Below are 23,033 nucleotides of genomic sequence, written 5' to 3'. Positions count from 1 at the left end.
GAAGGCCTTCAAACCGCTTTCCTCTAGGCGATCTTGACCTCACGCACCTCTTTGGATCTCAGCGTCACGCGAACTGGCACCGATTTGTACGAAGGCGTGCCGCTCTCCTCATCGATGTAATGCAACGGCACCAGCACGTTGGCCTCCGGATAGTAGGCGCCGACCGAGCCGGCCGAGATGTTGTAGGCGATCACCGTGATGCCCTCCAGGCGCTGAGTGCAGCCGGGCAGCGCCGTTTCCAGGTCGACCACGTCGCCATGCTCCAGCCCCAAACGTTGCAGATCGCTGTCATTCATGAACAAAACGTCGCGCCGGCCGAAAACCCCGCGGTAGCGATCATCCAGGGCATAGATGGTGGTGTTGTACTGATCGTGGCTGCGCAGCGTAATCAGCCGCAGCGTGTCTTTCTCTGCGATGGCCGCGTCTTCATGCAGCCCGCTGAACACGGAAAACATCGCTTTGCCCGTCGCCGTCGGCCACTGGCGTTCGGTCGGCGGCAACGGCATGCGGAAACCGCCGGGTTGACGAATGCGCGCGTTGTAATCGTCGAAGCCCGGAATGGTTTTTTCGATCAGATCGCGGATCACATCGTAATCTTCGATCAGCTCATCCCAGGGCACCTTGCTGGCGGGCATCACCGCTTTGGCCATGCCGGCCACGATGGCGGGTTCCGAACGCAGCAGTTCCGACGCCGGTTTGAGTTTGCCGGACGAGGCATGCACCATCGACATCGAATCCTCCACCGTCACCGATTGCCGCCCGCCGGCCTGCATGTCCAGCTCAGTGCGCCCCAGGCAGGGCAGAATGAGGGTTTGTTTCGCCACCAACAGATGGCTGCGGTTGAGTTTGGTGCCGATATGCACGCTTAATTCCAGCGCTTTCATCGCCGGGAAGCTCTGCTCGGGATCCGGCAGCGCCACGGCGAAGTTACCGCCCAGGCAGATCAACGCTTTCGAGGCGCCGTCGATCATCGCCTGCATGCACTTCACGGCATCATGCCCGTGGGCTTTGGGTGGCGTGAAGCCAAACACCGCTTCCAGCTTCGCCAAAAAATCGGCCGAGGGCTTTTCGGTGATGCCGACGGTGCGGTTGCCCTGCACGTTGGAGTGGCCGCGCAGCGGGCAGATGCCGGCGCCCGGTTTGCCGATATTGCCGCGCAGCAGCAGCAGATCGGCGATCAGGCGCACGTTGGCGGTGCCTTTATTGTGCTGCGTAATGCCCATGCCGTAAGTCACGATGGTGGCGTTGGATTTTGCGTAGGCGGCGGCGACCTGTTCCAGATCCTGACGCGTCAGGCCGCTCTCCGCCTCGATGGCCTCCCAACGGGTGGCCGCCAGATCGGCGGCGAAAGCCGCAAATCCTTCCGTGTGCTCGGCAATAAAGGCGTGATCCACGGCATTGCCTTGTGTCTCATCCAGCTGCAGCAGCGCTTTGGCGATGCCTTTCAGCGCCGCGGCGTCGCCGCCGGCTTTGACCTGATAGTAGGTTGAAGCGATAGGGGTCGAACTGTAGGTCGCCATTTCAATGACGTTTTGCGGATCGGTGAAACGCTCGAGCGCCCGTTCGCGCAGCGGGTTGAACACGATGATCGGCACCTTTTTGCGCGCCAGCTCATGCAGCGTGCCCATCATGCGCGGGTGATTGGTGCCCGGATTGTGCCCGATGGAGATAATCAGCTCCGCGCTGTCAAAGTCGTCCAGCGAGACGGTGCCTTTGCCGATGCCAATGGACTGCGGCAGGCCAACGCTGGTCGGCTCATGACACATATTGGAACAATCGGGGAAGTTGTTGCTGCCGAATTCCCGCGCAAACAGCTGGAACAGGTAGGCCGCCTCATTGGACGCCCGGCCGGAGGTATAAAACTCCACCTGCTCCGGCGGCAGCGTCTGCAACACGGCGGCGATGCGTTGAAACGCCTCGTCCCAGGCCAGCGGGCGCAGGGTGTCCGTTCCGGCGTCATAGATCAGGGGCGTGGTCAGGCGGCCATAATCCTCCAGCTCATAATCGGTTTTCTGCAACAGCGACGTCACGGTGTTTTGCGCCAGGAATTCGGGCGTCACGCGTTTGCTGGTTGCTTCCCAGGTCACGGCTTTGGCGCCGTTTTCGCAAAACTGGAAGGTGGAGCGATGTTCTTTATCCGGCCATGCGCATCCCGGGCAATCAAACCCGTCGGGTTGATTGGTGCGCATCAGCGTCACCGGCGCTTCCAAGGTATCCATCTGCGTGCGCACGGCGATGGCCGTCGCTTTCAGCGCGCCCCAACCGCCGGCGGGCCCATCGTAAGGATGAATTCCAGGTACTGCTCGTCTTTTCGCCATGGTTGCTTGCCTCCGACATCGCTTACGATAATTACAGGTGATTGATTTATCATGAATATTATCTTTATCGTCCAAAACGGAACCCAGGCGCCGTCGCCGTTAAGCGCGAGCCTGTCGATTCAGTATAGATGAGTGAAAAAGGGGGCAGCGGCAGTCTGTTCGGGGAGAGCGGCGGCCCGTCTAACCGGAGGCGGGCCGCCGGGGTGTTACTTGTTCACCACCAGGCCGACGCCGCGGCCACGCGGATCGGACGCGGTTTCCGGCGTGCGGCCATCGATGCGGATGGCCTGAATATCCCCCATGTTCCAGCCTTGGTCTTCGAGGGTGTAGCCCATGGCTTTCAGCTCTTCCGCCGGTTTGCCGGTCAGCGGGGCAAAGCTGTCATAGTAGAGGGTGTCCTTCGGCAACAGCTGATGGTGCACGCGCTGGGCGGCCACCGCCTGCGCCAGCGGCAGGTGATAATCGTAGAGGTTGTTGATCACCTGGAAGATCGAGGTGAAGATGCGCGATCCGCCCGGCGTGCCGATCACCAGGCTGACCTCGCCGTCACGGGTGATGATGGTCGGACTCATCGAGGAGAGCATGCGTTTGCCCGGCTCGATGGCGTTGGCGTCGCTGCCCACCACGCCGAAGGCATTGGCGACGCCGGGTTTGGCGCTGAAGTCGTCCATCTCGTCGTTGAGCAGGAAGCCGGCGCCTTTGACCACCACGCCGCTGCCGAAGTCCCAGTTGAGCGTATAGGTGTTGCTGACCGCGTTGCCGGCGGCATCGACGATCGAGAAGTGGGTGGTTTGGTGGGTTTCCAGCCCCGGCCGCACCTGTTCGGTCGGCGAGATCGCCGTCGGGTTGATCTCGGCGGCGCGTTTCTTCAGGTAGTCGGGGGCGATCAGCTGCGCTTCCGGCACGTGAGTGAAATCCGGGTCGCCGAGGTAGTCGGCGCGATCGGCGAACACGCGTTTTTCGATTTCCGCCAGCAGGTGGATATAGCGCGCCGAGTTCAGCGGCACCCCCTTGAAATCGGCGGCGCGATCCTCTTTTATCCCCAGTAGCTGCGCCAGCGCAATGCCGCCGGAGCTGGGCAGCGGGGCGGTATAGACGGTGTTGCCGCGCCAGCTGATGCGCATCGGTTCACGCCATTTCACCCGATAGTCGGCCAAATCCGCCGCGCCGATCAGCCCATTGTCGCGCTGCATTTGCGCCACCAGCAGGCGCGCGGTTTCGCCGTGATAAAAATCGTCGGCGCCCGACTTGGCGATGCGCTCGAGCGTGGCCGCCAGCTCCGGCTGTTTGAACACCGCGCCGGGCTTCATGGCGCCGAAATAGTCGCCGAAGTTGGTTTTACCGGCGAACAGCTTGTTGGCGTCTTCACGGTACTGATACTGCTGATCCGCCACGGTGAAACCTTGCCGGGCGTAGCCGATCGCCGGCGTCAGCAGTTCGGCCCACGGCAGCTTGCCGAAGCGTTTATGCGCTTCCCACAATCCCAGCACGGTGCCCGGCACGCCGGCGGCGCGGCTGCCCACCAGGCTAAGATTTTCGATCACTTCGCCTTTCTCGTTCAGATACATAGTTTTGCTGGCGGCCTTGGGCGCCACTTCGCGGTAGTCGAGGAAATAGGGTTTGCCGTCGACGTACAGCGTCATAAAGCCGCCGCCGCCGATATTGCCGGCTTCAGGGTAGGTGACCGCCAGGGTAAAGGCGGTGGCGACCGCTGCGTCAACCGCATTGCCGCCGCCCCGCAGAATCTGCGCGGCGACGTTAGCGCCATACCGATCCGGGGCGGCGACCGCACCGGCGGTGAGATCGGCGGCAAAGGCGGCGGGAAGGGGGCAGGCCAGGGCCACGCTCAGAGCTATCATTTTCAATAAACCGGCAGACATAGACGATCCTTTTAGCGATGTTCAGTTATCAGGTGAATTCAACTAATTATTTTGAAACAGCAGGTTAGCGCGTTTTCTTCGGGCTGTTGCGGCGCTTTATTGAAGGTAGCAGCGGTCAGGCGGGGCCGCCTGACCAGAGTGGCGAATCGTGACGTGGCGCGTTATGCGCCGGCGGGCAGCGCCGACTGCAGCCATTGGCAGAAGTGGCGGGCGAGCGGGTTGTGTTCGCTGTCGCGGTGCAGCAGCCACGCCCAGTTGGCGCCGCGCACGCGTTGCTCGGTTAACGGTTGCAGCAGCCCGGCGTCGTGCGCGTGCTGCGCCAGCAGTTGGCTGACCAACGCGATGCCGAGGCCATTGCAGGCGGCGTCCAGCAGCAGACCGGGATCGGAGAAGTTCAGCCCGCTGTCGCGCTGGCCGACGTGCGCGCCGCCCGCCACCGTCCAGTGGCTCCAGTCCATCTCCCGTTCGCCGTGCAGGGTCACGCGCTGCTCCGCCGCCAACGCCAGCAGGCTGGGGTGGCAGGCGGGATAAAGCCGGTCGCTGCAGAGCAGGTTAAAGGTGCAGTCCGCCTGCGCGCTGAGATCGTCACGGATCGCCAGATCGATACTGTCCGTCGCCATATTCGGCGGTTCAAAGCTGGTGAACAGCCACAGGTCGACCTGCGGATGCTGCCGATTGAAGTCGCCCAGCCGCGGCGTCAGCCAGTGGCGGGCGAAAGCCGGGGTGGTGTTGACGATCAGCTGGTTGGGTTTGCGGTACTGATCCAAACGGCGAATGCCGACCGCCAGCTGTTGCAGCATCACCTGCGCGGTGCTGAACAGATCGTGGCCGGCGTCGGTCAGCGCCACGCTGCGGCCGGTGCGGAAGAACAGCGGCTGCTCCAGAAACGCTTCGAGGCTGCGGATCTGCTGGCTGATGGCCGACTGGGTAAGGTGCAGCTCTTCGGCAGCCTGATGAAAACTGCCCAGGCGCGCCGCCGCTTCGAAACCGCGCAGCGCGCTCAAAGGGGGCCAGTGTTTTAACATTATCGATAAGCCTGTCTAATCAGATATCCGCTAAATATATCGTTTGTCGCGGTGCCAGGGGAAGACTAGCATAAGATTCAACCGAATAAACGTGAATTATTCGTTTAACCTTTTGAATTATAAATGATTAAAAGAGGTCTTTAATGTCAACTCGTCGCGTGTTTATTAAACAGCTTTCCGCCGTTGCCGGGGTCGGTTTGACGGCCTCGTTAGGCATTCCGTTACGCAGTCACGCAGAAGCTGCGCTTAATCCGGCCTGGCGGATGCCCGACGAAGGGGAACCGCAGCAGCGGGCGTTTCTCGCCTTCGGCGCGCAGCGGGCCATCTGGGGCGAATTCACGGCGGATGTGCAGGCGGCGCAGGGGCGTATCGCCCGCGCCATCGCCGAGTTTCAGCCGGTGACGGTATTTTGCCGCGGCAATGAACGGCAATTGGCCGAGGCCACCTGCGGCAGTCACAACGTCAGCTATGTCGTCACCGAGCTGGATGACATCTGGGTGCGCGATTTCGGCGCCAATTTCGTCGTCAACGGCGCCGGCGAACTCGGGGCGGTGGATTTCAACTTCAACGGCTGGGGCAATAAACAGCGGCATGCCAGGGATGCGCGCCTGGCGGCGTTTGCCGCCAACCGCTACGGTGCCGCCCAACTGCGCCGCAGCGCACTGACAGGCGAAGGCGGCGGTATCGAAGTAGACGGGCACGGCACCGGCATCATGACCGAGAGCAGTTGGGTGAATGCGAACCGCAATCCGGGCTGGAGCCGGGAACGGGTGGAGCAGGAGCTGAAAGCGATGCTCGGCCTGCGCAAAATAATCTGGCTGCCGGGCATCAAAGGCCGGGACATCACCGACGCCCACGTCGATTTTTACGCCCGCTTCGTGCGGCCGGGCGTGGTGGTGGCCAACCTGGACACCGATCCGGCCTCTTATGACCATGCGGTTACCCAGCAACATCTGGCGATCCTCAAGGCGGCGACCGACGCCGACGGCCGCCGGCTGCAGGTGCATACGCTTTCGCCGCCGCTGGCGCCGCGCGACAGCCGATTCAGCCGCAACAACCCGGATTTTGCGGCGGGCTACATCAACTATTTCGTCATCAACGGCGCGGTGATCGCCCCGGAGTTTGGCGATCCGCAGGCGGATCGGGCGGCGCTTGCGCTGCTGACGGCGCTCTATCCGCAGCGCAAGGTGGTGCAGTTGGAGATCGACGCCATCGCGGCCGGCGGCGGCGGCATTCACTGCGTGACCAGCCAACTGCCAAGGCACGGTCGGTAATACCGCGCAATGTTCAAAAAATGCGCACCGGGTTGTTTGTCACGATCGGCTGTGGTTGGCTTAGCGCTGACACAAGGAGAAAATCATGACCGATTCACCCTCGACCATTCCCACCTGGTATCGCGATCCGCGCGCGGAAGAGGCCATGGCCGATGGCCATGCGCCCATCTGGCGCCATCTTATCGGCCTGGTACCGGAAAACGAACTGTCCGGCGTGAAGGTGCTGGATTTCGGCTGCAATCAGGGCGGTTTTCTGCGCCTGCTGTACCAGCTCCGCCCATTTCAGCAGGGGCTTGGCGTTGATATCGCTCGCCGGTCCGTCGATGAAGCCAACCGGCTGAAAGGGCATCTGCCGGTGGTTTATCAAACCGATACGCGGCTGAACGGCTGGGACGACCATTTCGATATCGCCTTCAGTCATGAAGTCATCTATCTGATCGACGATATTGCCCAGCATGCTGCCGATATACTGCGGGTGCTGAAGCCGGGCGGCGTTTACTATGCGGTGACCGGTTGCCACACCGGCAACCCGCTGTGGCCGCAGTGGCGTGAACGGGTGGCTGCAGAAACCCATACCGTGGTGCAGGATCGGTCGCTGGCCGACTATGCGCGCATTTTCTCCGCCGCGGGGTTCCAGGTCTCTGCCCGCAGGCTGGGCTTTTCCGGCTTCGTGCCCTATGAGCCGGACGGGTGGATGCCGGATATCGCGGCGGCAATCGACTACTATTGGCACACCAAAACGGTGTTCAGGCTGGTTAAACCCTAAAAATCCTACGTGGCGCAGCCCTCGGCTGAAGTGGAACGCTTTATTGCATTGGCTAAAAACCGCTGCGCCAGTTTGCTGAAACCACGCTGAGCGATATTGCTCCACCATTTCCCGCTTCGACAAGATTTTACCGAATCCTTACGCAACCCTTTCAGAAGCGAATGTCGGCATTCGATATATTGAGAATAGTCATTCTCAATGGGATCGTATTGCAATGCAGAGGAAAACGCTTTTGGTGCTCGGGCTGTCGCTGTTGTTGGCCGCCTGCGATGGGCAAAACGCCGGTGCGCCAGCCGGCGCGGGCGCAGAACAGGAGGTCGGCGTGGTCACGCTGCGCGGCCAGTCAGTGACCCTGAGCAGCGAGTTGACCGGCCGGGTCAACGCCACCATGACATCCGACGTGCGGCCGCAGGTCGACGGCATCATCAAGCAGCGGCTGTTTACCGAAGGGGCCGAGGTCAAGGCCGGGCAGGTATTGTATCAAATTGACCCTGCCAGCTATCAGGCCAGCTACGATCAGGCCGCCGCCCAGCTGAAAAACGCCCAGGCCACGGTGCAATCTACCCGGCTCAAATCGCAGCGCTATGCGGCGCTGGTGAAAGAGAACGGCGTTTCTCAGCAGGATGCGGACGATGCCAAAGCCGCCTATCTTGCGGCCGTGGCGTCGGTGGCCCAATATCAGGCGGCGCTGGAGACGGCGCGCATCAACCTCGCTTATACCCAGGTGCGGGCGCCGATCGCCGGCCGCATCGGCATCTCGTCGGTGACGCCGGGCGCGCTGGTCACCGCCAGCCAGAGCGATGCGTTAGCCACCATCCGCGCGCTCGACCCGATCTATGTTGATCTGACCCAGTCCAGCGCCCAACTGCTTAAACTGCGGCGCCAGCAGGCGGCATTACAGCGCGGCGCGGTCACGCCGGTCGCCATCAAGCTGGAGGACGGCACGCCTTATGCTCACGCCGGCAAGCTCGAGCTGACCGAGGTGGCGGTGGACGAAGCCACCGGTTCGGTCACGCTGCGCGCGGTGTTCCCCAACCCCGAACATGAATTGTTGCCCGGTATGTATGTCCACGCCACGGTGGCTAACGGCGTCGATCCCAAAGCCATTCTGGCGCCGCAGCAGGGCATAACCCGCAATGCCAAAGGGGAAGCCACCGCGTTGGTGGTGGACGAGCAAAACAAAGTGGCGCAGCGCACCGTCAGCGCCGAACGGGTGGTGGGCAGCAATTGGCTGATCGGCAGCGGGCTGAACGAAGGCGATCGCCTGATCGTCGAAGGCACCAGCAAGGTGACGATCGGCGCCGCGGTGAAGCCGGTTGAGGTTTCGGTCGACAAAACCCAACGCGGGGAGCAGTGATATGGCGCAGTTCTTTATCCGGCGGCCGGTATTCGCCTGGGTGATCGCCATCATCATCATGCTGTGCGGCCTGATGTCGATCAATTCGTTGCCCGTTTCGCAGTACCCGGACGTCTCGCCGCCGCAGATCTCCATCTCCGCCACCTACCCGGGCGCGGACGCGGAAACGCTGGAAAACAGCGTCACCCAGGTGATTGAGCAGCAGCTCACCGGCCTGGACGGCCTGCTGTATTTTTCTTCGACCAGCAGCTCCAGCGGCTCGGTCAGCATCAACGTCACCTTTGATCAGGGCACCGATCCGGATATCGCTCAGGTGCAGGTGCAAAACAAGGTGCAGCAGGCGGAAAGCCGTTTGCCGAGCGCGGTTACCGCGCAGGGCGTGACGGTCAAGAAATCCCAGAGCAGCTTCTTGCTGATCGTCGGGCTGTATGACGAAAGCGACAAGGCGACGATGGCCGATATCTCCGACTATCTGGTCAGCAACCTGCAGGATCCGCTGTCGCGCATCGAGGGCGTGGGGGACGTGCAGGTGTTCGGCTCGGAATACGCGATGCGCATCTGGCTGGATCCGACCAAGCTGGCGAGCTATGCGCTGATGCCTTCCGACGTGCAGACGGCGATCGAAGCGCAAAACACCCAGGTGTCCGCCGGCAAGATCGGCGATCTGCCGGCCGCCGCCGATCAGCAGCTGACCGCCACGGTAAAGGCGCAGTCGCGGCTGCAAACGCCGGAACAGTTTCGCAATATCATCCTGAAAAGCGACAGCAGCGGCGCGCTGGTGCGGCTGGGCGACGTGGCGCGAATTGAGCTGGGCAACGAGGACTACTCTGCCAGCGCGCACCTCAACGGCCACCCGGCGGCGGGGATCGCGGTCAAGCTGGCGGCGGGCGCCAACGCCCTCAACACCGCCAAGCTGGTGAAGGCCAAGGTGGCGGAATACCAAAGCGCGATGCCGCAGGGCTACAAGGTGGCCTACCCGAAAGACAGCACCGACTTTATCAATATCTCGATCGAGGAGGTGGTGAAAACGCTGTTCGAAGCGGTGGCGTTAGTGGTGGTGGTGATGTTCGTGTTCCTGCAAAACCTGCGTACCACGCTGATCCCGACCATCACCGTGCCGGTAGTGTTGCTGGGCACCTTCGGCGTGCTGGCGGCGTTCGGCTATTCAATCAATACCCTGACGCTGTTCGGCATGGTGTTGGCGATCGGGCTGTTGGTGGACGACGCCATCGTGGTGGTGGAAAACGTCGAGCGCGTGATGCGGGAGGATAAGCTGCCGCCGCGCGAGGCGACGGAGAAATCGATGCGTGAAATCACCGGCGCATTGGTCGGCATTGCGCTGGTGCTGTCGGCGGTGTTTCTGCCGATGGCGTTCTTCGGCGGCTCCACCGGGGTTATCTATCGCCAGTTCTCGATCACCGTCGTCTCCTCGATGGTGCTGTCGGTGGTGCTGGCGTTGACGCTGGCGCCGGCATTGTGCGCCACGCTGCTGAAGCCGGCGCACGACGCGCAGACCGACAAGGGCTGGCTGGGCAAATTCAACCGCGGCTATGACCGGCTGCAGGAGAAGTACGCCGACAAGGTCGGCGGGGTGATCCACCGGCCGACGCGCTATCTGCTGCTGTACGGCCTGCTGTTGATCGCCGCGGCCGTGATGTACCTGCGCTTGCCGACCGGCTTTCTGCCCAACGAGGATCAGGGCACGGTGATGGTGCAGTACACCTTGCCGGCCGGCGCCACCAACGCGCGCACCTCGGCGGTGAGCGAGGCGGTGACCGCCTATTTCCTCGACCAGGAAAAGGCCAACGTCAGCACCATTTTTACCATTAACGGTTTCGGTTTCAGCGGCAGCGGGCAAAACGCCGGCATGGCGTTCGTCAGCCTCAAAGACTGGAGCCAGCGCAGCGGCAGCGCGAACACCGCCGACGCCATCGCCAAACGCGCCATGGCGCACTTCGCCACGCTGCGCGACGCCCAGGTCTTCTCCATGAGCCCGCCGGCGATCGACGGTTTCGGCCAGTCCGACGGCTTCACCTTCGAGCTGCAGGCCAAAGGGGCGACCACCCGCGCCGAGCTGCAGGCGATGCGCGACCAGATCGTTGCCGCGGCCGCCGGCAATCCATCGCTGCTGGCGGTGCGCGCCAACACCTTGCCGGATACCCCGCAGCTGCAGGTGGAGATCGACAACGGCAAACTGCAGGCGCTCGGCCTGAGCGCCGCCGACGTCAACAGCACCCTCAGCAGCGCGTTCGGCAGCACCTACATCAACGACTTTATCGATCGCAACCGGGTGAAAAAAGTCTATATGCAGGGCGATGTGCAGTACCGCGCCAAGCCGGAAGATCTCGACCGCTGGTTTGTGCGCGGCACCAACGCGTCGGGCGCCAGCAGCATGACGCCGTTCTCCGCCTTCGCGTCTTCGCACTGGATCTTCGGGCCGGAAAACCTGTCGCGCTATAACGGGCTGTCGTCGTTCGAGATCACCGGGCAGGGCGCCACCGGCGTCAGCTCCGGTACGGCGATGAGCGAGATGGAGAAGCTGGCGGCAACATTCTCCGCCGGCAGCAGCTACTCCTGGAGCGGGCTGTCCTATCAGGAGCGGCTGACCAGCGGCCAGGCATCGTCGCTGTACGCCATTTCGCTGATCGTGGTGTTCCTGTGCCTGGCGGCGCTGTATGAGAGCTGGTCGATTCCGTTCGCGGTGATGTTGGTGGTGCCGATGGGCGTGGTGGGCTCGCTGCTGGCGATCACGCTGCGCGGGCTGGAAAACGACATCTACTTCCAGGTGGCGCTGCTCACCATCATCGGCCTGTCGGCGAAGAACGCCATTTTGATCGTCGAGTTCGCCGAGGAGATGCACCAGCGGGGTGAAACGCTGATTGGCGCGGCGGTCCACGCGGCGCGCATGCGCCTGCGACCGATCCTGATGACCTCGCTGGCATTCACCGCCGGGGTGCTGCCGCTGGCGGTATCCAGCGGCGCCGGCGCCAACAGCCGCATCGCCATCGGCACCGGCATCATCGGCGGCACCATCACCGCCACCGCCTTGGCGATCTTTTTCGTCCCGCTGTTTTATGTGTTGGTGCGCCGCATGTTTGCCCGTCGGCCCGCCAACCCGCCGTCACAGGCAGGAGAATAACGTGTTGCAACGAGTCATGATGTTAACTTTACCGCTGCTGCTGACCGGCTGCCTGTCGCTGGATCCACACTACCAGCGCCCGGCGGCGCCGGTGCCCGCCAACCTGCCGCAGGGCGAGGCCGGCGGCAACCAGGCGCTGAGCTACCCGGACGTCGCCTGGCGCGACTATGTCCAGGACGCCCGGCTGCGCCAGGTGGTGGCGCTGGGGCTGAACGGCAGCCGCGATCTGCGCGAGGCGATCGCCAATATCGCGTCGGCGCGCGCCCTGTACGGCGAGCAGCGCTCGGCGCTGTTCCCGACAATCAATGCCACCGCCGACGGCAGCCGCGGGCGGGCGCTGACCGGCAGCGGCAACGCCACCGCGCTGAGCCAAAGCTACGAAGCCGCGGCCGGCGTCAGCGCATTCGAGTTGGATCTGTTCGGCAAAAACGCCAGCCTGTCGCGCGCGGCGTTCGAAACCTATCTGGCGAACTCGGAGGCGGCGAAAAGCACTCGCCTGACGCTGATCGCCGATATCGTCACCGACTGGGTGGCGGTGGCGGCCGAGCGCAGCAATCTGGCGGTGGCGCAGCAGACGATGGCGAGCGCCAAACGGTCGCTGGACGTCACGCGCAACAATCAACAGCACGGGATTGCGTCGCTGGTTGACGTGGCGTCGGCGGAAACCGTCTATCAGCAGGCGCGATCGGACGCCGCCAGCTACGCTACCAGCGCCGCGCAGGCGAAAAACGCGCTGGATTTGGCGGTGGGGCAAAGCGTGCCGGAAAGCCTGCTGCCGAGCGGCATCGAGGCGCTCGGCGGGATCATGCGCGATCTGCCGGCCGGCGTCTCTTCGCAAGTGTTGCTGAAGCGGCCGGACGTGCTGCAGGCCGAGCATAACCTGAAATCCGCCAACGCCAATATCGGCTCGGCGCGGGCGGCGTTCTTCCCGTCGATCAGCCTGACCGCCAGCGGCGGGGTGGGCAGCGGTGAACTCTCCTCGTTGTTCAGCCACGGAGCCGGCGTCTGGTCGTTCGCACCGAGCATCAGCCTGCCGATCTTCAGCGGCGGCTATAACACGGCTCAGTTGAACTACACCCAGGCGCAGAAAGACCTGTATGTTGCCACCTATGAGAAAGCGGTGCAGACGGCATTTCAGGAAACCGCCGACGCGCTGGCGCGCAAGGCCACGCTGCAGGAACAGCTGGCGGCGCAGACCGGCTATGTGGCGGCGGCGCAGCAATATTATCGCCTGGCCGAGCTGCGTTACCGCCAGGGCGTTGACAGCTACCTGACGCTGCTGGACGCGCAGCGCACGCTGTACACGGCGCAGCAGGCGCTGATCGCCGCGCAGCAGACCGCGTATGACAATCAGGCCACCCTGTATAAAGTGTTGGGCGGCGGCGTTGCCGCCGAGCGGCAGGGGGACGGCGTCATCGCCGACAAGACGACGCTCAGCAGCTAACCGTCAACCGCGCGCGCCGGGAGTGTGGCTGCGCGCGGTTTTTTTATGGAAAGTGTAAAGAAACGGAAAACCCGGCCGGCGGCCAGAACTCGCCGGGGCAGGCAGAGTCAGACAGAGAACCGCATTCCTCTTTTATTCATACCGGCTCGAGGTCGTCATGGCAGAAGACATTCAGCAACAGGTCATCGCGCTTATCGCCGCCTTCAACGCAGCAGGGCGGCTGAAGAAGGGCGTGGTCATCACCCCGGAAACCGAGATCAACACCGAGCTCAACCTGTCGTTCAGCGATTCCAATACGCTGATGCGCCGCTACTTCGATACCTTCGGCGTCGACAGCGGCAACTATAACCACGAGCTGTATTTCCAACCGCCGGTCAACACCGGCCGCTGGTTTTCCCCCTCCGCCTGCAAAGAACACCCCCGGCCGCTGTGCGTGTCGATGCTGGTGCGTTCCGCGCGCGCCAAACGCTGGCTGTACGATATCCACTTTCTTATCGAACAGCTGCGCCAGGCCTGACGCGCCGCTTAATCCGGCTCGGCCGGAGAAAAACCGGCTTCGTCCAGCGCGGCGCCGAAGGCATCGCTGTGCAACGCACTGTCGATGAGCACTTCCCGCCTGGCCGGATCGGTTTGAATGCGCGCCTGCGGGTCAACGTTCAGCAACGCCCGGGTGACGGAACTGGCGCAGCCGCCGCAGGTCATGGCTGGAATATGAAAACGAATCATTTTTACTCTCCTCGTCGATTACGGTGTTTGATAACGGTAAAGCTTGCCAGCGTGACAGGGTCAAACTCTTTTTATGACGATTCACGCGGTCGTCGTGGTTTCGGCTCGCGCATCACCCCGAAATTCGGCGTTTGGCGCGGCGCGATGAGCGCCACCGGTTGCGCTAAACCCGCCAGAATAGGGCAGTCGGGGCGAGTATTGCCGTGGCAATGGCCGGCAAGGCGTTCCAGCGTTTGCGCCATCGTCTGCAGTTCCGCAATCTTGGCTTTCAGCACGGCGATGTGGGATAGCGCTACGGCTTTAACATCGGCGCTGGCGCGTTCGCGGTCGTGCCACAGCATCAGCAACGCAGCTATCTGCTCAACGGAAAAACCCAGGTCGCGTGAGCGCCGGATAAAACGCAGGCCATGCACGTCCGACATGTCGTAGTGGCGGTATCCCGCATCGGAGCGAGCCGCTCTCGGGATCAGGCCTATTTGCTCGTAATAGCGAATCATCTTCGCCGAAACGCCGGATAACCGGGCTGCTTGTCCGATGTTCATCCTGTCCTCCTGTTACGATGATGCCGATATTCCGCCGGGTTGCGCGGTTGCCGCCGCCGCTTCAGCGCGGCTCTCGACGGCCATCGGCGCCTGGAAACGTTTGAGCCGCAGCGCATTGCCAAGGACGAAAACGCTGGAAAGCGCCATCGCGGCCGCGGCGAAAATAGGCGAAAGCAGCGTGCCGTTCAGGGGATAAAGCGCGCCGGCTGCCACTGGGATCAGGACGGCGTTATAGGCGAAGGCCCAAAACAGGTTCTGCTTAATGTTGCGGATCGTCGCCTGGCTGAGCGCAATGGCGTTGGCTACGCCGCGCAGGTCGCCCGACATCAGCACCACATCGGCCGCTTCTATCGCCACATCGGTGCCTGTACCGATAGCCAGCCCAACGTCCGCTTCCGCCAGTGCCGGCGCATCGTTGATGCCGTCGCCGACGAAGGCGACTTTCGCGCCGCTGTTGCGGAAGGATTTCAACGCCGCCACCTTGCCTTCGGGAAGCACTTCGGCCGCGACTTCGTCAATCCCCAATTGCCGGGCGATCGCCGCCGCCGTCGCGGCATTGTCGCCGGTGATCATCGCAACCTTGAGCCCAAGCGCATGCAGCGCAGCGATAGCTTCCGGCGTTGTTTCCTTAATCGGATCGGCAACGGCGATCACCGCAGCCAAACGGCCATCAATGGCGGCATAAAGCGGGCTTTTCCCCTGGGCGCCGAGGCGCTCGGCGACGGGCTGAAAACGTGTTACATCAAGCCCGAGCCTGGTCATGAAGCGATCTGCGCCAACGGAGATCCGGCGTTGGCCGATGCGCGCCGTTACGCCGAAACCGGGTGTGGCGTCGAAACTGTCGACAGCGGCGAGCGTAAGATTCTGCTCTCTTGCCGCCGCGACGATAGCTTCGGCTATGGGGTGTTCGGACCGTGTCTCGACCGCAGCGACCAAGGCCAGTACTTCGTGGTATTCGAAACCGTCAGCGGGCACCAGATCGGTCAACTCGGGGCGGCCTTTGGTCAGCGTGCCGGTTTTGTCGAGGGCGATAACGCCTACATCGCGCAGGGCCTGCAACGCTTCGCCCTTGCGAAACAGCACGCCCAGCTCGGCGGCGCGCCCGGTGCCGACCATGATAGAGGTTGGCGTCGCCAGGCCCATGGCGCAAGGGCAGGCAATAATCAACACGGCGACCGCATTCACCAGCGCGAAGGTCAGCGCGGGCGACGGCCCGAAGAACAGCCAAACCAGAAAGGTCAGTACCGCCGCCGCCATGACGGCCGGAACAAACCACATCGTCACCTTATCGACCAACGCCTGAATCGGCAGTTTGGAACCCTGCGCTTCCTCCACCAATCGAATGATTTGCGCCAGGACGGTATTCGCGCCGACTTTTGTCGCCCGGAAACTGAACGCGCCGGTTTTGTTGATGGTTCCGCCGACCACATCGGCCCCCACGGTTTTCTCGACCGGCACCGGTTCACCGGTGATCATGCTTTCATCGACATAAGACGCGCCTTCCAGAACTTCGCCATCCACCGCGATTTTCTCCCCCGGCCGGACGAAGACCACATCACCGGTAACCACCTGTTCGAGAGGGATTTCAACCGTTTCGCCTTGCCGTTCAACGCGTGCGACCTTGGGTTGAAGGCCGACGAGCCGTTTGATGGCCTGTGAGGTGCGCCCCTTGGCGCGCGCCTCCAGCACGCGTCCGAGCAGGATCAGCGTGACGATCACGGCGGCGGCTTCGAAATAGACGTTGGCGGTGCCCTGCGGCAACACCCCGGGGGCGAAGGTGGCGACCAGCGAATAACCGTAGGCCGCCGCCGTGCCGACCGCAACCAGCGAGTTCATGTCGGGGGCGCCGCGCAGCAGCGCAGGAACGCCTTTGCGGAAGAAGCGCAGGCCGGGGCCAAATAAGACCAAGGTGGTGAGGACAAACTGGATATACCAGCTTGTCTGCACGCCCAACCCCTCCATGACCCACTCATGTATGGCGGGAATGAGGTGCGATCCCATTTCCAACAGGAATACCGGCAGGGTGAACAGGGCGGCGCCGAACAGGGCGCGCCGCAACGCGCGTGACTCATTTTCGCGCCGTTCGGCGGCCTGGTCGTCCGCGCTGGGGCTATCCGCCGTCAGGCGGCGAGGCGTATAACCGGCGCGGGTGACGGCGGCGGCGAGGTCTTCCAGGGATACGGTGCCGGCCAGATAGCGCACCCGCGCGCGTTCGGTCGCCAGATTGACATTGGCTTCGGTAACGCCGGCGACCTGGCTCAACGCTTTCTCCACCCGCCCGACACAGGAGGCGCAGGTCATATTTTCGATCGCCAGCTCAGTGGTTTCTTCTCGCACGGTATAGCCGGCGCCTTCGATGGCGCGGGCTGCCGCCTGCGGATTCGCCTGGCCGGTAAACGTGATATCGGCGCGTTCGGTGGCGAGATTGACCGTTGCCGCCTGCACGCCGGGAACCGCCGTCAAGGCCCGCTCGACGCGACCGACGCAGGAGGCGCAGGTCATGCCTTCAACCGGCAGACTCAGACGCACGGACGAAGGCTGGGGGAAGTTGGCATTGGATGAATTCATGTTATGTGCCCTTAAAGGAGTGGCTGGTATCAGCAAGGCTAGAGCTTCCCATCGGGGGAAGGTCAAGGTTCATCGCCGATTTTTGCCGTCATGAACGAACCGGTCGCGCCGCGGCAATCGTTTTTTGCCGCCGCGCACGTCTCCCAGCCGCCGCCGAGCGCTTTGTAGATGCCCACCACGGCAAGCCGCTGACGCGTGCCGGCCTGCGTCAATGCGCGCCGGCTGGCGAAGTCGGCCCGTTCTGCCTCGAGCACCTCCAGATAAATGCCTTCGCCCGCGGCAAAACGCGTCTGGGCGAGCCGGGCCGCTTCGCGATTCGCCGCCGCCTCAAGTAACCGCAGATCCAACGTGCTGACCGCCTCAGCATAGGTTTTGAAAGCATCGTCCGTTTCGCGCAGCGCGCTCAGCACCGTCCGCTCGTAAATCAACAGTGCCTGTTGTGTTCGCGCCTCGCTGGCGGCGATCCGGGCGCGTACGCGCCCGATATCGAGAAATGCCCAGCGAATCACTGGGCTGATCACACCGGAGAACGCACCGGCGCCAGTCAGCGCATCGAGGTTGCCGGCGACCAGCCCGATCGAACCTCGCGCTTCGATGCGCGGGTAGAGCGCCGCCGTTTCCACGCCAATCATGGCGGTGGCTGCCGCAAGTTCCCGCTCAGCCGCCACAATGTCGGCGCGCCGGGCGAGCAGGGCGCCGGGCGTGCCCACTGCGATCGTCCGCAGCACTGGCGGCTGGCTTCCCCATTCGGCGGAAGGGGGGCGGAATGTCTGGGGCATTTCGCCAAGCAGCGTCGCCAATGCGTTGACGGCGGCGGCTCGGCGGCGTTCCAGCTCTGGCGTCGCCGCTTCGACGTTGCGCAATAGCGCCTCGGCGCGCAATCGGTCGAATTCGCTGGCGGCGCCGGCGCTCATTTGTTTTTTTACCAGCACCAAACTTTCACGCTGGCTGTGGCTAATTTCGGCGACCATCTTAAGTTCGGCGTCTAAACCTCGGAGTTCTAGCCAGGTGGCGGCCACTTCCGCAGCGACGCCCGCCTGAACGCCACGCAGCAACGCTTCGCGGCTTCCCGCCAGCGCCTGAGCGGCCTCAATCGAGCGCCGAACGTGTCCAAAGAGATCGATTTCCCATGTCGAATCAATCGCACCGCGATAGGTTTGCGTATGGCGTGGCTGGGCGGCCAGCTTCTCCGCTTCACCCAGTCGACGCGTCTCATAACTCAGCGCGGCACCGGCGCGCGGCAGGAAATCCTGCCGTTGTTCACGCAACAGGGCTCTGGCTTCGTCTACTCGGGCGACGGCGATGCCGACATCATGGTTCGCCGCCAACGCTCGCTGAACCAAATCCGTGAGAGCAGGATCGTCAAAGAGGCGCCACCAGGCGAGTTCGACATTTCCGGCACTCAGCCCCGCCGGTGGTTGGCCGAAGCCGGCAGGGTGACGGGCGACGGGCGGCGAGTAATCGGGGCCCACCGCCGCACATCCGGTTAGCAAGGCGAGCGCGCTCAGCGGCAATAACAAGGTTCTACGAAGATTTTTCATCAGACTCGCTCCTTACGGCTGGCTTTGGCTTTGGCACGATATTGCTCGAATCGGGTCGCCAGGCCGCGAATCACGACATAAAAGACCGGCGTCAGGAACAGGCCGAACAAGGTCACGCCCAGCATGCCGGCGAAGACCGCCACCCCCATGGCATGGCGCATTTCCGCCCCCGCGCCGCTGGCGAAGATCAATGGAATGACGCCGGCGATAAACGCGATTGAAGTCATCACTATCGGTCTTAATCGCAGCCGGCAGGCCTTAATCACCGCCTCGAGCGCGTTGGCGCCTTCATCCTCCAGGCTGCGGGCGAACTCGACGATCAGAATGGCGTTTTTGGCGGCCAGGCCGACCAGCACAATGAGGCCTATTTGCACGAAAACGTTGTTGTCGCCGCCCAGCAGCCAGACGCCAATCATGGCGCTCAACAGACACATCGGCACGATCAGCAGCACGGCCAAAGGCAGTAGCCAGCTGTTGTATTGCGTGGCCAGAATGAGATAGGCGAGCAGCACGCACAGCGGAAAAATGAACAGCGCCGCGTCGCCCGCGAGCTTTTGCTGATAGGTGAGATCGGTCCATTCGACGGTCATGCCTTCCGGCAGCGTCTCTTTCGCCAAGCGCTCCATCAATGCAGCCGCCTGACCGGAACTGACGCCCATCGCCGCACCGCCCGAAATATCAGCCGATGGATAGCCGTTGTAACGAATGATGCGATCCGGACCGGAGCCGGGCGTAACGGTGACAAAGGAAGACAGCGGCAGCATGTCGCCGGCCGCGTTGCGCACCTGCAGCCGGCCGATAGCTTCGGCCTGCATGCGATGGGCGGCATCGGCCTGAGCGGTGACTTTGTAGGTGCGGCCGAATCGGTTGAAATCGTTGATGTAAAGCGAGCCGAGGTAGATTTGCAGCGACTCGAACACATCCGCCAGGCTGACGCCCTGACTTTGCGCCTGAGTGCGGTCGATAACCACATCGAGCTGCGGTGCGTTGATATCCAGACTGGTCATCAGACCGGCGACCTGGCCCGATTCGGTGGCTTTCATCATCAGGATCCGCGTGTGCTCAACCAGGGACTCGAGCCCCGCGCCGCTGCGATCCTCCACCTGCATCTTGAATCCGCCGGTAGCGCCGAGACCGGGAACGGGCGGTGGCGGAAATACGCCGAGGAAACCATCGGGAATGTCGGCGAATTTCGCCTGCAGCCGACCGGCTATGGCGGAGGCGGCCAGATCGGGCGTGGCGCGATCTTTAAACGGATCGAGCATGACGAACATCACGGCGGCGTTCGGCACATTGACGAAGCCGTTAATCGACAGCCCCGGAAAGGCCACGACGCTTTCCACCCCGGGTTCCGCCAGCGCGATCTTCGACATCTGTTTAACGACCGCATCGGTGCGATCCAGCGAGGCCGAATTGGGCAGTTGGGCGATGCCGACCAGATAGTACTTATCCTGCATGGGCACGAAGCCCGGCGGAACGGCCTGGAAGCTGAAAAACGTCAGAACGAGCAGCCCGCCGTAAATAGCCAGCGCCATCCCGCGGACGCGCACCGTTTTACGCACGGCATTGGCATACGCGTCCGGCGCGCGTTGGAAAGGCCGGACAGCGGCTTGCAAGACGCGCCCAATGCGGCCGGGAGCGCGAGGTTTCGCCGGATGAGGCCGCAGCAACATGCTCGCCAGCGCCGGGCTGAGCGTAAGCGAATTGAGCGCCGACAGCAGGGTTGAAATGGCGATGGTCAGCGCGAACTGCCGGTAAAACTCGCCCTGTAAACCGCTCAGGAACGCTGTTGGAACGAAAACCGCGGCCAGCACCGAGGTGATGGCGACGATCGGCCCGGTGACTTCATTCATGGCGAGTCGCGCGGCTTGCTGCGGCGTTTTGCCGTTTTCGATGTGTCGTTCGACGTTTTCCACCACCACGATCGCGTCATCGACGACGATGCCGATAGACAATACCAAACCGAACAGGGACAGCGTATTGAGAGAGAAGCCCAGCAAGTACATGATGGCGAACGTGCCGACCAGCGAAACCGGCACCGCGAGCAGCGGAATCAGCGAGGCTCGCCAGCTGCGCAGGAACACCACTACCACGATCACCACCAGCAGGATCGCTTCCAGCAGGGTCGTCACAACCGACTCGAGCGATGCCCGCACGAAAACCGTGGGATCGTAGGCGATCCGTGAACTGAGTCCGGCAGGAAAGTTGCCCTCCAGGCGCTTGACGGTCGCTCTGACCGCCTGAGCGACGTCCAGCGCGTTGGCGCCCGGGCTCTGAATGATTTGCAGCGCGACGGCCGGCTCGCCGTCGAGCAGGCTGCGCAGCGCATACGCATCGGCGCCCATTTCTATACGGGCGACGTCGCGCAAGCGGGTCACCCGGCCGTCGCTGCCGGTGCGGATGATGATATCGCCAAACTGTTTCTCATCGGCCAGACGGCCGAGGGTATTGACCGTAACCTGAAATGCGGCATTGGAATCGGGCGCCTGACCGACGGAACCGGCCGCCACCTGAACGTTTTGCTCGCGCACCGCAGCGATCACATCGCCGGCGGTTAGCCCGCGCGCGGCGATCAGATCCGGATCCAGCCAGAGCCGCATGCTGTATTCGCCGGCTCCCCAGACCTGGACATCGCTGACGCCCGGAATGCGGGACAGTTCATCACGAACCTGCAGATAAGCGTAATTTGAGATATAAAGCGGATCGTAGCGTTGGTCAGGCGACAGGAGATGCACCACCATCAGGATGTCCGGTGAGGTTTTCTGCGTCACCACGCCCTGGTGCTGTACCTCTGCAGGCAAGCGGGGTAACGCGCGCGCTACCCGATTTTGCACCTGGATCTGCGCCATGTCGGCATTTGTTCCCTGGGCAAAGGTGACGGTCAACGTCATTCGGCCGTCGGTCGCCGCCTGTGAAGACATGTAAAGCATGCCTTCGACGCCGGTGATGGCTTGCTCAAGCGGTGCGGCCACCGTTTCCGCGATCACTTTCGGGTTGGCGCCGGGATAAGACGCCGTCACTTGTACGGTAGGCGGCGTAACCGCAGGGTATTCGCTGAGCGGCAACTGGAATAACGCCACGGTGCCGGCGATCAGCGTCAAGATGGAGAGCACGATGGCGAAGATCGGGCGTTTAATGAAGAAACGAGGGAAAGTCATGTCGCGTCTCCCGCAGCGTTCAATTGCTCGATAGGCGCGCCGTCAATCTCGGCGGGCTGCGGCGTGATTGACATGCCGGGGCGCACCAGCCCTTTCACGACGATGCGTTCTCCCGGCCGCAGGCCGTGTTCTATCACGCGCAGTCCTTCAACGACCGGGCCAAGTTCAACGGGGCGGTATTCGGTTTTGTCATTCTCATCGACGACCAGGACATAGCGCCGGTTTTGATCGGTGCCAATCGATTGGTCGGCGATCAGGATCTTGGCCTGCGGCGCGCCGGTTTCCAGCTTGACTCTGGCGAACAACCCAGGTGACAGTCGCCCATCCGGGTTATCGATCACCGCGCGCAGGCGCACCGTTCCCGTCGTGCGGTCGGCGGTATTGGACTGGAAATCGACGCGCCCGCGCCGGGAATAGGTTTTGTCTGCAAGTAACGCCACCGATACCCGAATGTCAGGTGGCGCCGTTTTATTGCGCCACGCGGTCAACGATTGCAAATAGGTGCGTTCATCCACATCGAAATAGACGTGGAGTGGATCGACCGAGACCAGCGTGGTGAGCGGCGTGACGCCGCCGGTGACATAGTTGCCTTCGGTGACGAGCGTCTGGCCTACGCGTCCGGCAATCGGCGCGGTGACGCGGGTGAACTCCAGATCCAACTTTGCCGCCTCCCGCGCCGCTTTCGCTGCGTTGACCTGCGCATTGCTCGCTTTCATCATGGCGGTAGCCGAATCAAACCGATCGCGGGCGATAACGTTTTTATTGAACAACGTCTTAGCACGCACATAGTCGGCCTGGGCTAGCGTTGAGGCGGCTTCCGCTTCTTGCAAACGCGCCGTCGCCTCGTTCAGCGCGGCTTGAAATGGCCGCGGATCGATGAGAAAGAGCGGGTGGCCTTTTTCTATCAGGCGACCTTCCGGCACATTTACCGCCAGCACATAACCGGCGACCCGAGGCCGCAACTCAACGTGCTTGACCGCGGCCAGCGAACCGGTGAATTCGGCAAAGGGCGTTATCGGGCGGACTAAAACATCAGCCACAGGAACACGGGGAGGCGGCGCAGGTGTCGCCGAAGACGGGTTTTCTTTGCAGCCGGCAACGGCGAAAGCGCCGTTTATCGCCGCTGCGATCAAGATTATGGTTTTGGCTTTCATCATTTGACCTTTCCTACCGAAGTCGACAGTGGAATTCACTGCGTGGAAGCAGTTCATCCCGCGTTATCCGACTTCCAACGTTGGGAAGGTCAAGCGATTTTTGGTTTATTGCAAAGGGGATGCCGCGTTGTCGCTATCTGG

The 23,033-nt window shown here is 62.6% G+C and carries 15 protein-coding genes; 6 read left to right on the top strand and 9 right to left on the bottom strand.

Features of this window, described 5'->3' with window-relative positions; translation table 11 throughout:
- Positions 1-23 precede the first annotated feature (23 nt).
- The 3 genes from SSARUM2_RS12490 to SSARUM2_RS12480 form a co-directional block, all read right to left on the bottom strand.
- The gene (locus SSARUM2_RS12490; protein WP_049212198.1) at positions 24-2,318 is read right to left on the bottom strand and encodes an FdhF/YdeP family oxidoreductase; all 2,295 of its coding nucleotides are present in this window, start codon (positions 2,316-2,318) and stop codon (positions 24-26) included.
- Between the two features lie 206 nt (positions 2,319-2,524).
- Positions 2,525-4,198 carry a gamma-glutamyltransferase gene (ggt, locus tag SSARUM2_RS12485; RefSeq protein ID WP_060452642.1) on the bottom strand — a complete coding sequence of 558 codons (1,674 nt, stop codon included), beginning with the start codon at positions 4,196-4,198 and terminating at the stop codon, positions 2,525-2,527.
- A gap of 161 nt (positions 4,199-4,359) precedes the next feature.
- Positions 4,360-5,223, bottom strand: coding sequence for a LysR substrate-binding domain-containing protein (locus SSARUM2_RS12480; protein WP_033634584.1), 864 nt, complete (start codon positions 5,221-5,223; stop codon positions 4,360-4,362).
- Positions 5,224-5,366: 143 nt separating this feature from the next.
- On the opposite strand from SSARUM2_RS12480, the gene SSARUM2_RS12475 reads away from it, so the two are divergent.
- The 6 genes from SSARUM2_RS12475 to SSARUM2_RS12450 all read left to right on the top strand — a co-directional run bounded on the left by SSARUM2_RS12475 (position 5,367) and on the right by SSARUM2_RS12450 (position 13,720).
- Positions 5,367-6,497 carry an agmatine deiminase family protein gene (locus tag SSARUM2_RS12475; protein WP_041035167.1) on the top strand — a complete coding sequence of 377 codons (1,131 nt, stop codon included), beginning with the start codon at positions 5,367-5,369 and terminating at the stop codon, positions 6,495-6,497.
- 85 nt (positions 6,498-6,582) lie between these two features.
- Positions 6,583-7,263 carry a class I SAM-dependent methyltransferase gene (locus tag SSARUM2_RS12470; protein ID WP_033653125.1) on the top strand — a complete coding sequence of 227 codons (681 nt, stop codon included), beginning with the start codon at positions 6,583-6,585 and terminating at the stop codon, positions 7,261-7,263.
- Between the two features lie 214 nt (positions 7,264-7,477).
- On the top strand, positions 7,478-8,620 hold the full coding sequence (locus SSARUM2_RS12465; protein ID WP_033634581.1) for an efflux RND transporter periplasmic adaptor subunit: 1,143 nt from the start codon (positions 7,478-7,480) through the stop codon (positions 8,618-8,620).
- Between the two features lies 1 nt (position 8,621).
- A complete protein-coding gene (locus SSARUM2_RS12460; RefSeq protein WP_060452643.1) occupies positions 8,622-11,759 on the top strand; it encodes an efflux RND transporter permease subunit in 3,138 nt (1,045 codons plus the stop codon).
- 1 nt (position 11,760) lies between these two features.
- Positions 11,761-13,203 carry an efflux transporter outer membrane subunit gene (locus SSARUM2_RS12455; protein WP_060452644.1) on the top strand — a complete coding sequence of 481 codons (1,443 nt, stop codon included), beginning with the start codon at positions 11,761-11,763 and terminating at the stop codon, positions 13,201-13,203.
- A gap of 157 nt (positions 13,204-13,360) precedes the next feature.
- The gene (locus tag SSARUM2_RS12450; protein WP_049212190.1) at positions 13,361-13,720 is read left to right on the top strand and encodes a DUF1493 family protein; all 360 of its coding nucleotides are present in this window, start codon (positions 13,361-13,363) and stop codon (positions 13,718-13,720) included.
- 8 nt (positions 13,721-13,728) lie between these two features.
- Here SSARUM2_RS12450 and SSARUM2_RS12445 read toward each other — a convergent pair whose 3' ends face one another.
- The 6 genes from SSARUM2_RS12445 to SSARUM2_RS12420 all read right to left on the bottom strand — a co-directional run bounded on the left by SSARUM2_RS12445 (position 13,729) and on the right by SSARUM2_RS12420 (position 22,895).
- Positions 13,729-13,929 (bottom strand): heavy-metal-associated domain-containing protein, encoded by a 201-nt coding sequence (locus SSARUM2_RS12445; protein WP_060452645.1) that lies wholly within the window; start codon positions 13,927-13,929, stop codon positions 13,729-13,731.
- A gap of 71 nt (positions 13,930-14,000) precedes the next feature.
- Positions 14,001-14,471: a Cu(I)-responsive transcriptional regulator gene (gene cueR / locus SSARUM2_RS12440; RefSeq protein ID WP_060452646.1), complete on the bottom strand. Its 471-nt coding sequence runs from the start codon at positions 14,469-14,471 to the stop codon at positions 14,001-14,003.
- A 12-nt stretch (positions 14,472-14,483) separates the two neighbouring features.
- Complete coding sequence (locus SSARUM2_RS12435) at positions 14,484-17,039, bottom strand: heavy metal translocating P-type ATPase (RefSeq protein ID WP_049233280.1); 2,556 nt, start codon at positions 17,037-17,039, stop codon at positions 14,484-14,486.
- A gap of 62 nt (positions 17,040-17,101) precedes the next feature.
- Positions 17,102-18,580 carry an efflux transporter outer membrane subunit gene (locus tag SSARUM2_RS12430; RefSeq protein WP_049196938.1) on the bottom strand — a complete coding sequence of 493 codons (1,479 nt, stop codon included), beginning with the start codon at positions 18,578-18,580 and terminating at the stop codon, positions 17,102-17,104.
- A complete protein-coding gene (locus SSARUM2_RS12425; RefSeq protein ID WP_041035152.1) occupies positions 18,580-21,738 on the bottom strand; it encodes a multidrug efflux RND transporter permease subunit in 3,159 nt (1,052 codons plus the stop codon). The genes SSARUM2_RS12430 and SSARUM2_RS12425 overlap by 1 nt, the downstream gene beginning before the upstream one ends.
- Positions 21,735-22,895, bottom strand: coding sequence for an efflux RND transporter periplasmic adaptor subunit (locus SSARUM2_RS12420; protein WP_269454185.1), 1,161 nt, complete (start codon positions 22,893-22,895; stop codon positions 21,735-21,737). The genes SSARUM2_RS12425 and SSARUM2_RS12420 overlap by 4 nt, the downstream gene beginning before the upstream one ends.
- Positions 22,896-23,033 lie beyond the last annotated feature (138 nt).

This window comes from Serratia sp. K-E0102 (assembly GCF_029962625.1).
Taxonomy (GTDB): Bacteria; Pseudomonadota; Gammaproteobacteria; order Enterobacterales; family Enterobacteriaceae; genus Serratia; species Serratia sarumanii.
The sequence above is the reverse complement of the archived record's forward strand: the minus strand, read 5'-3'. Positions and strand labels throughout refer to the sequence as shown.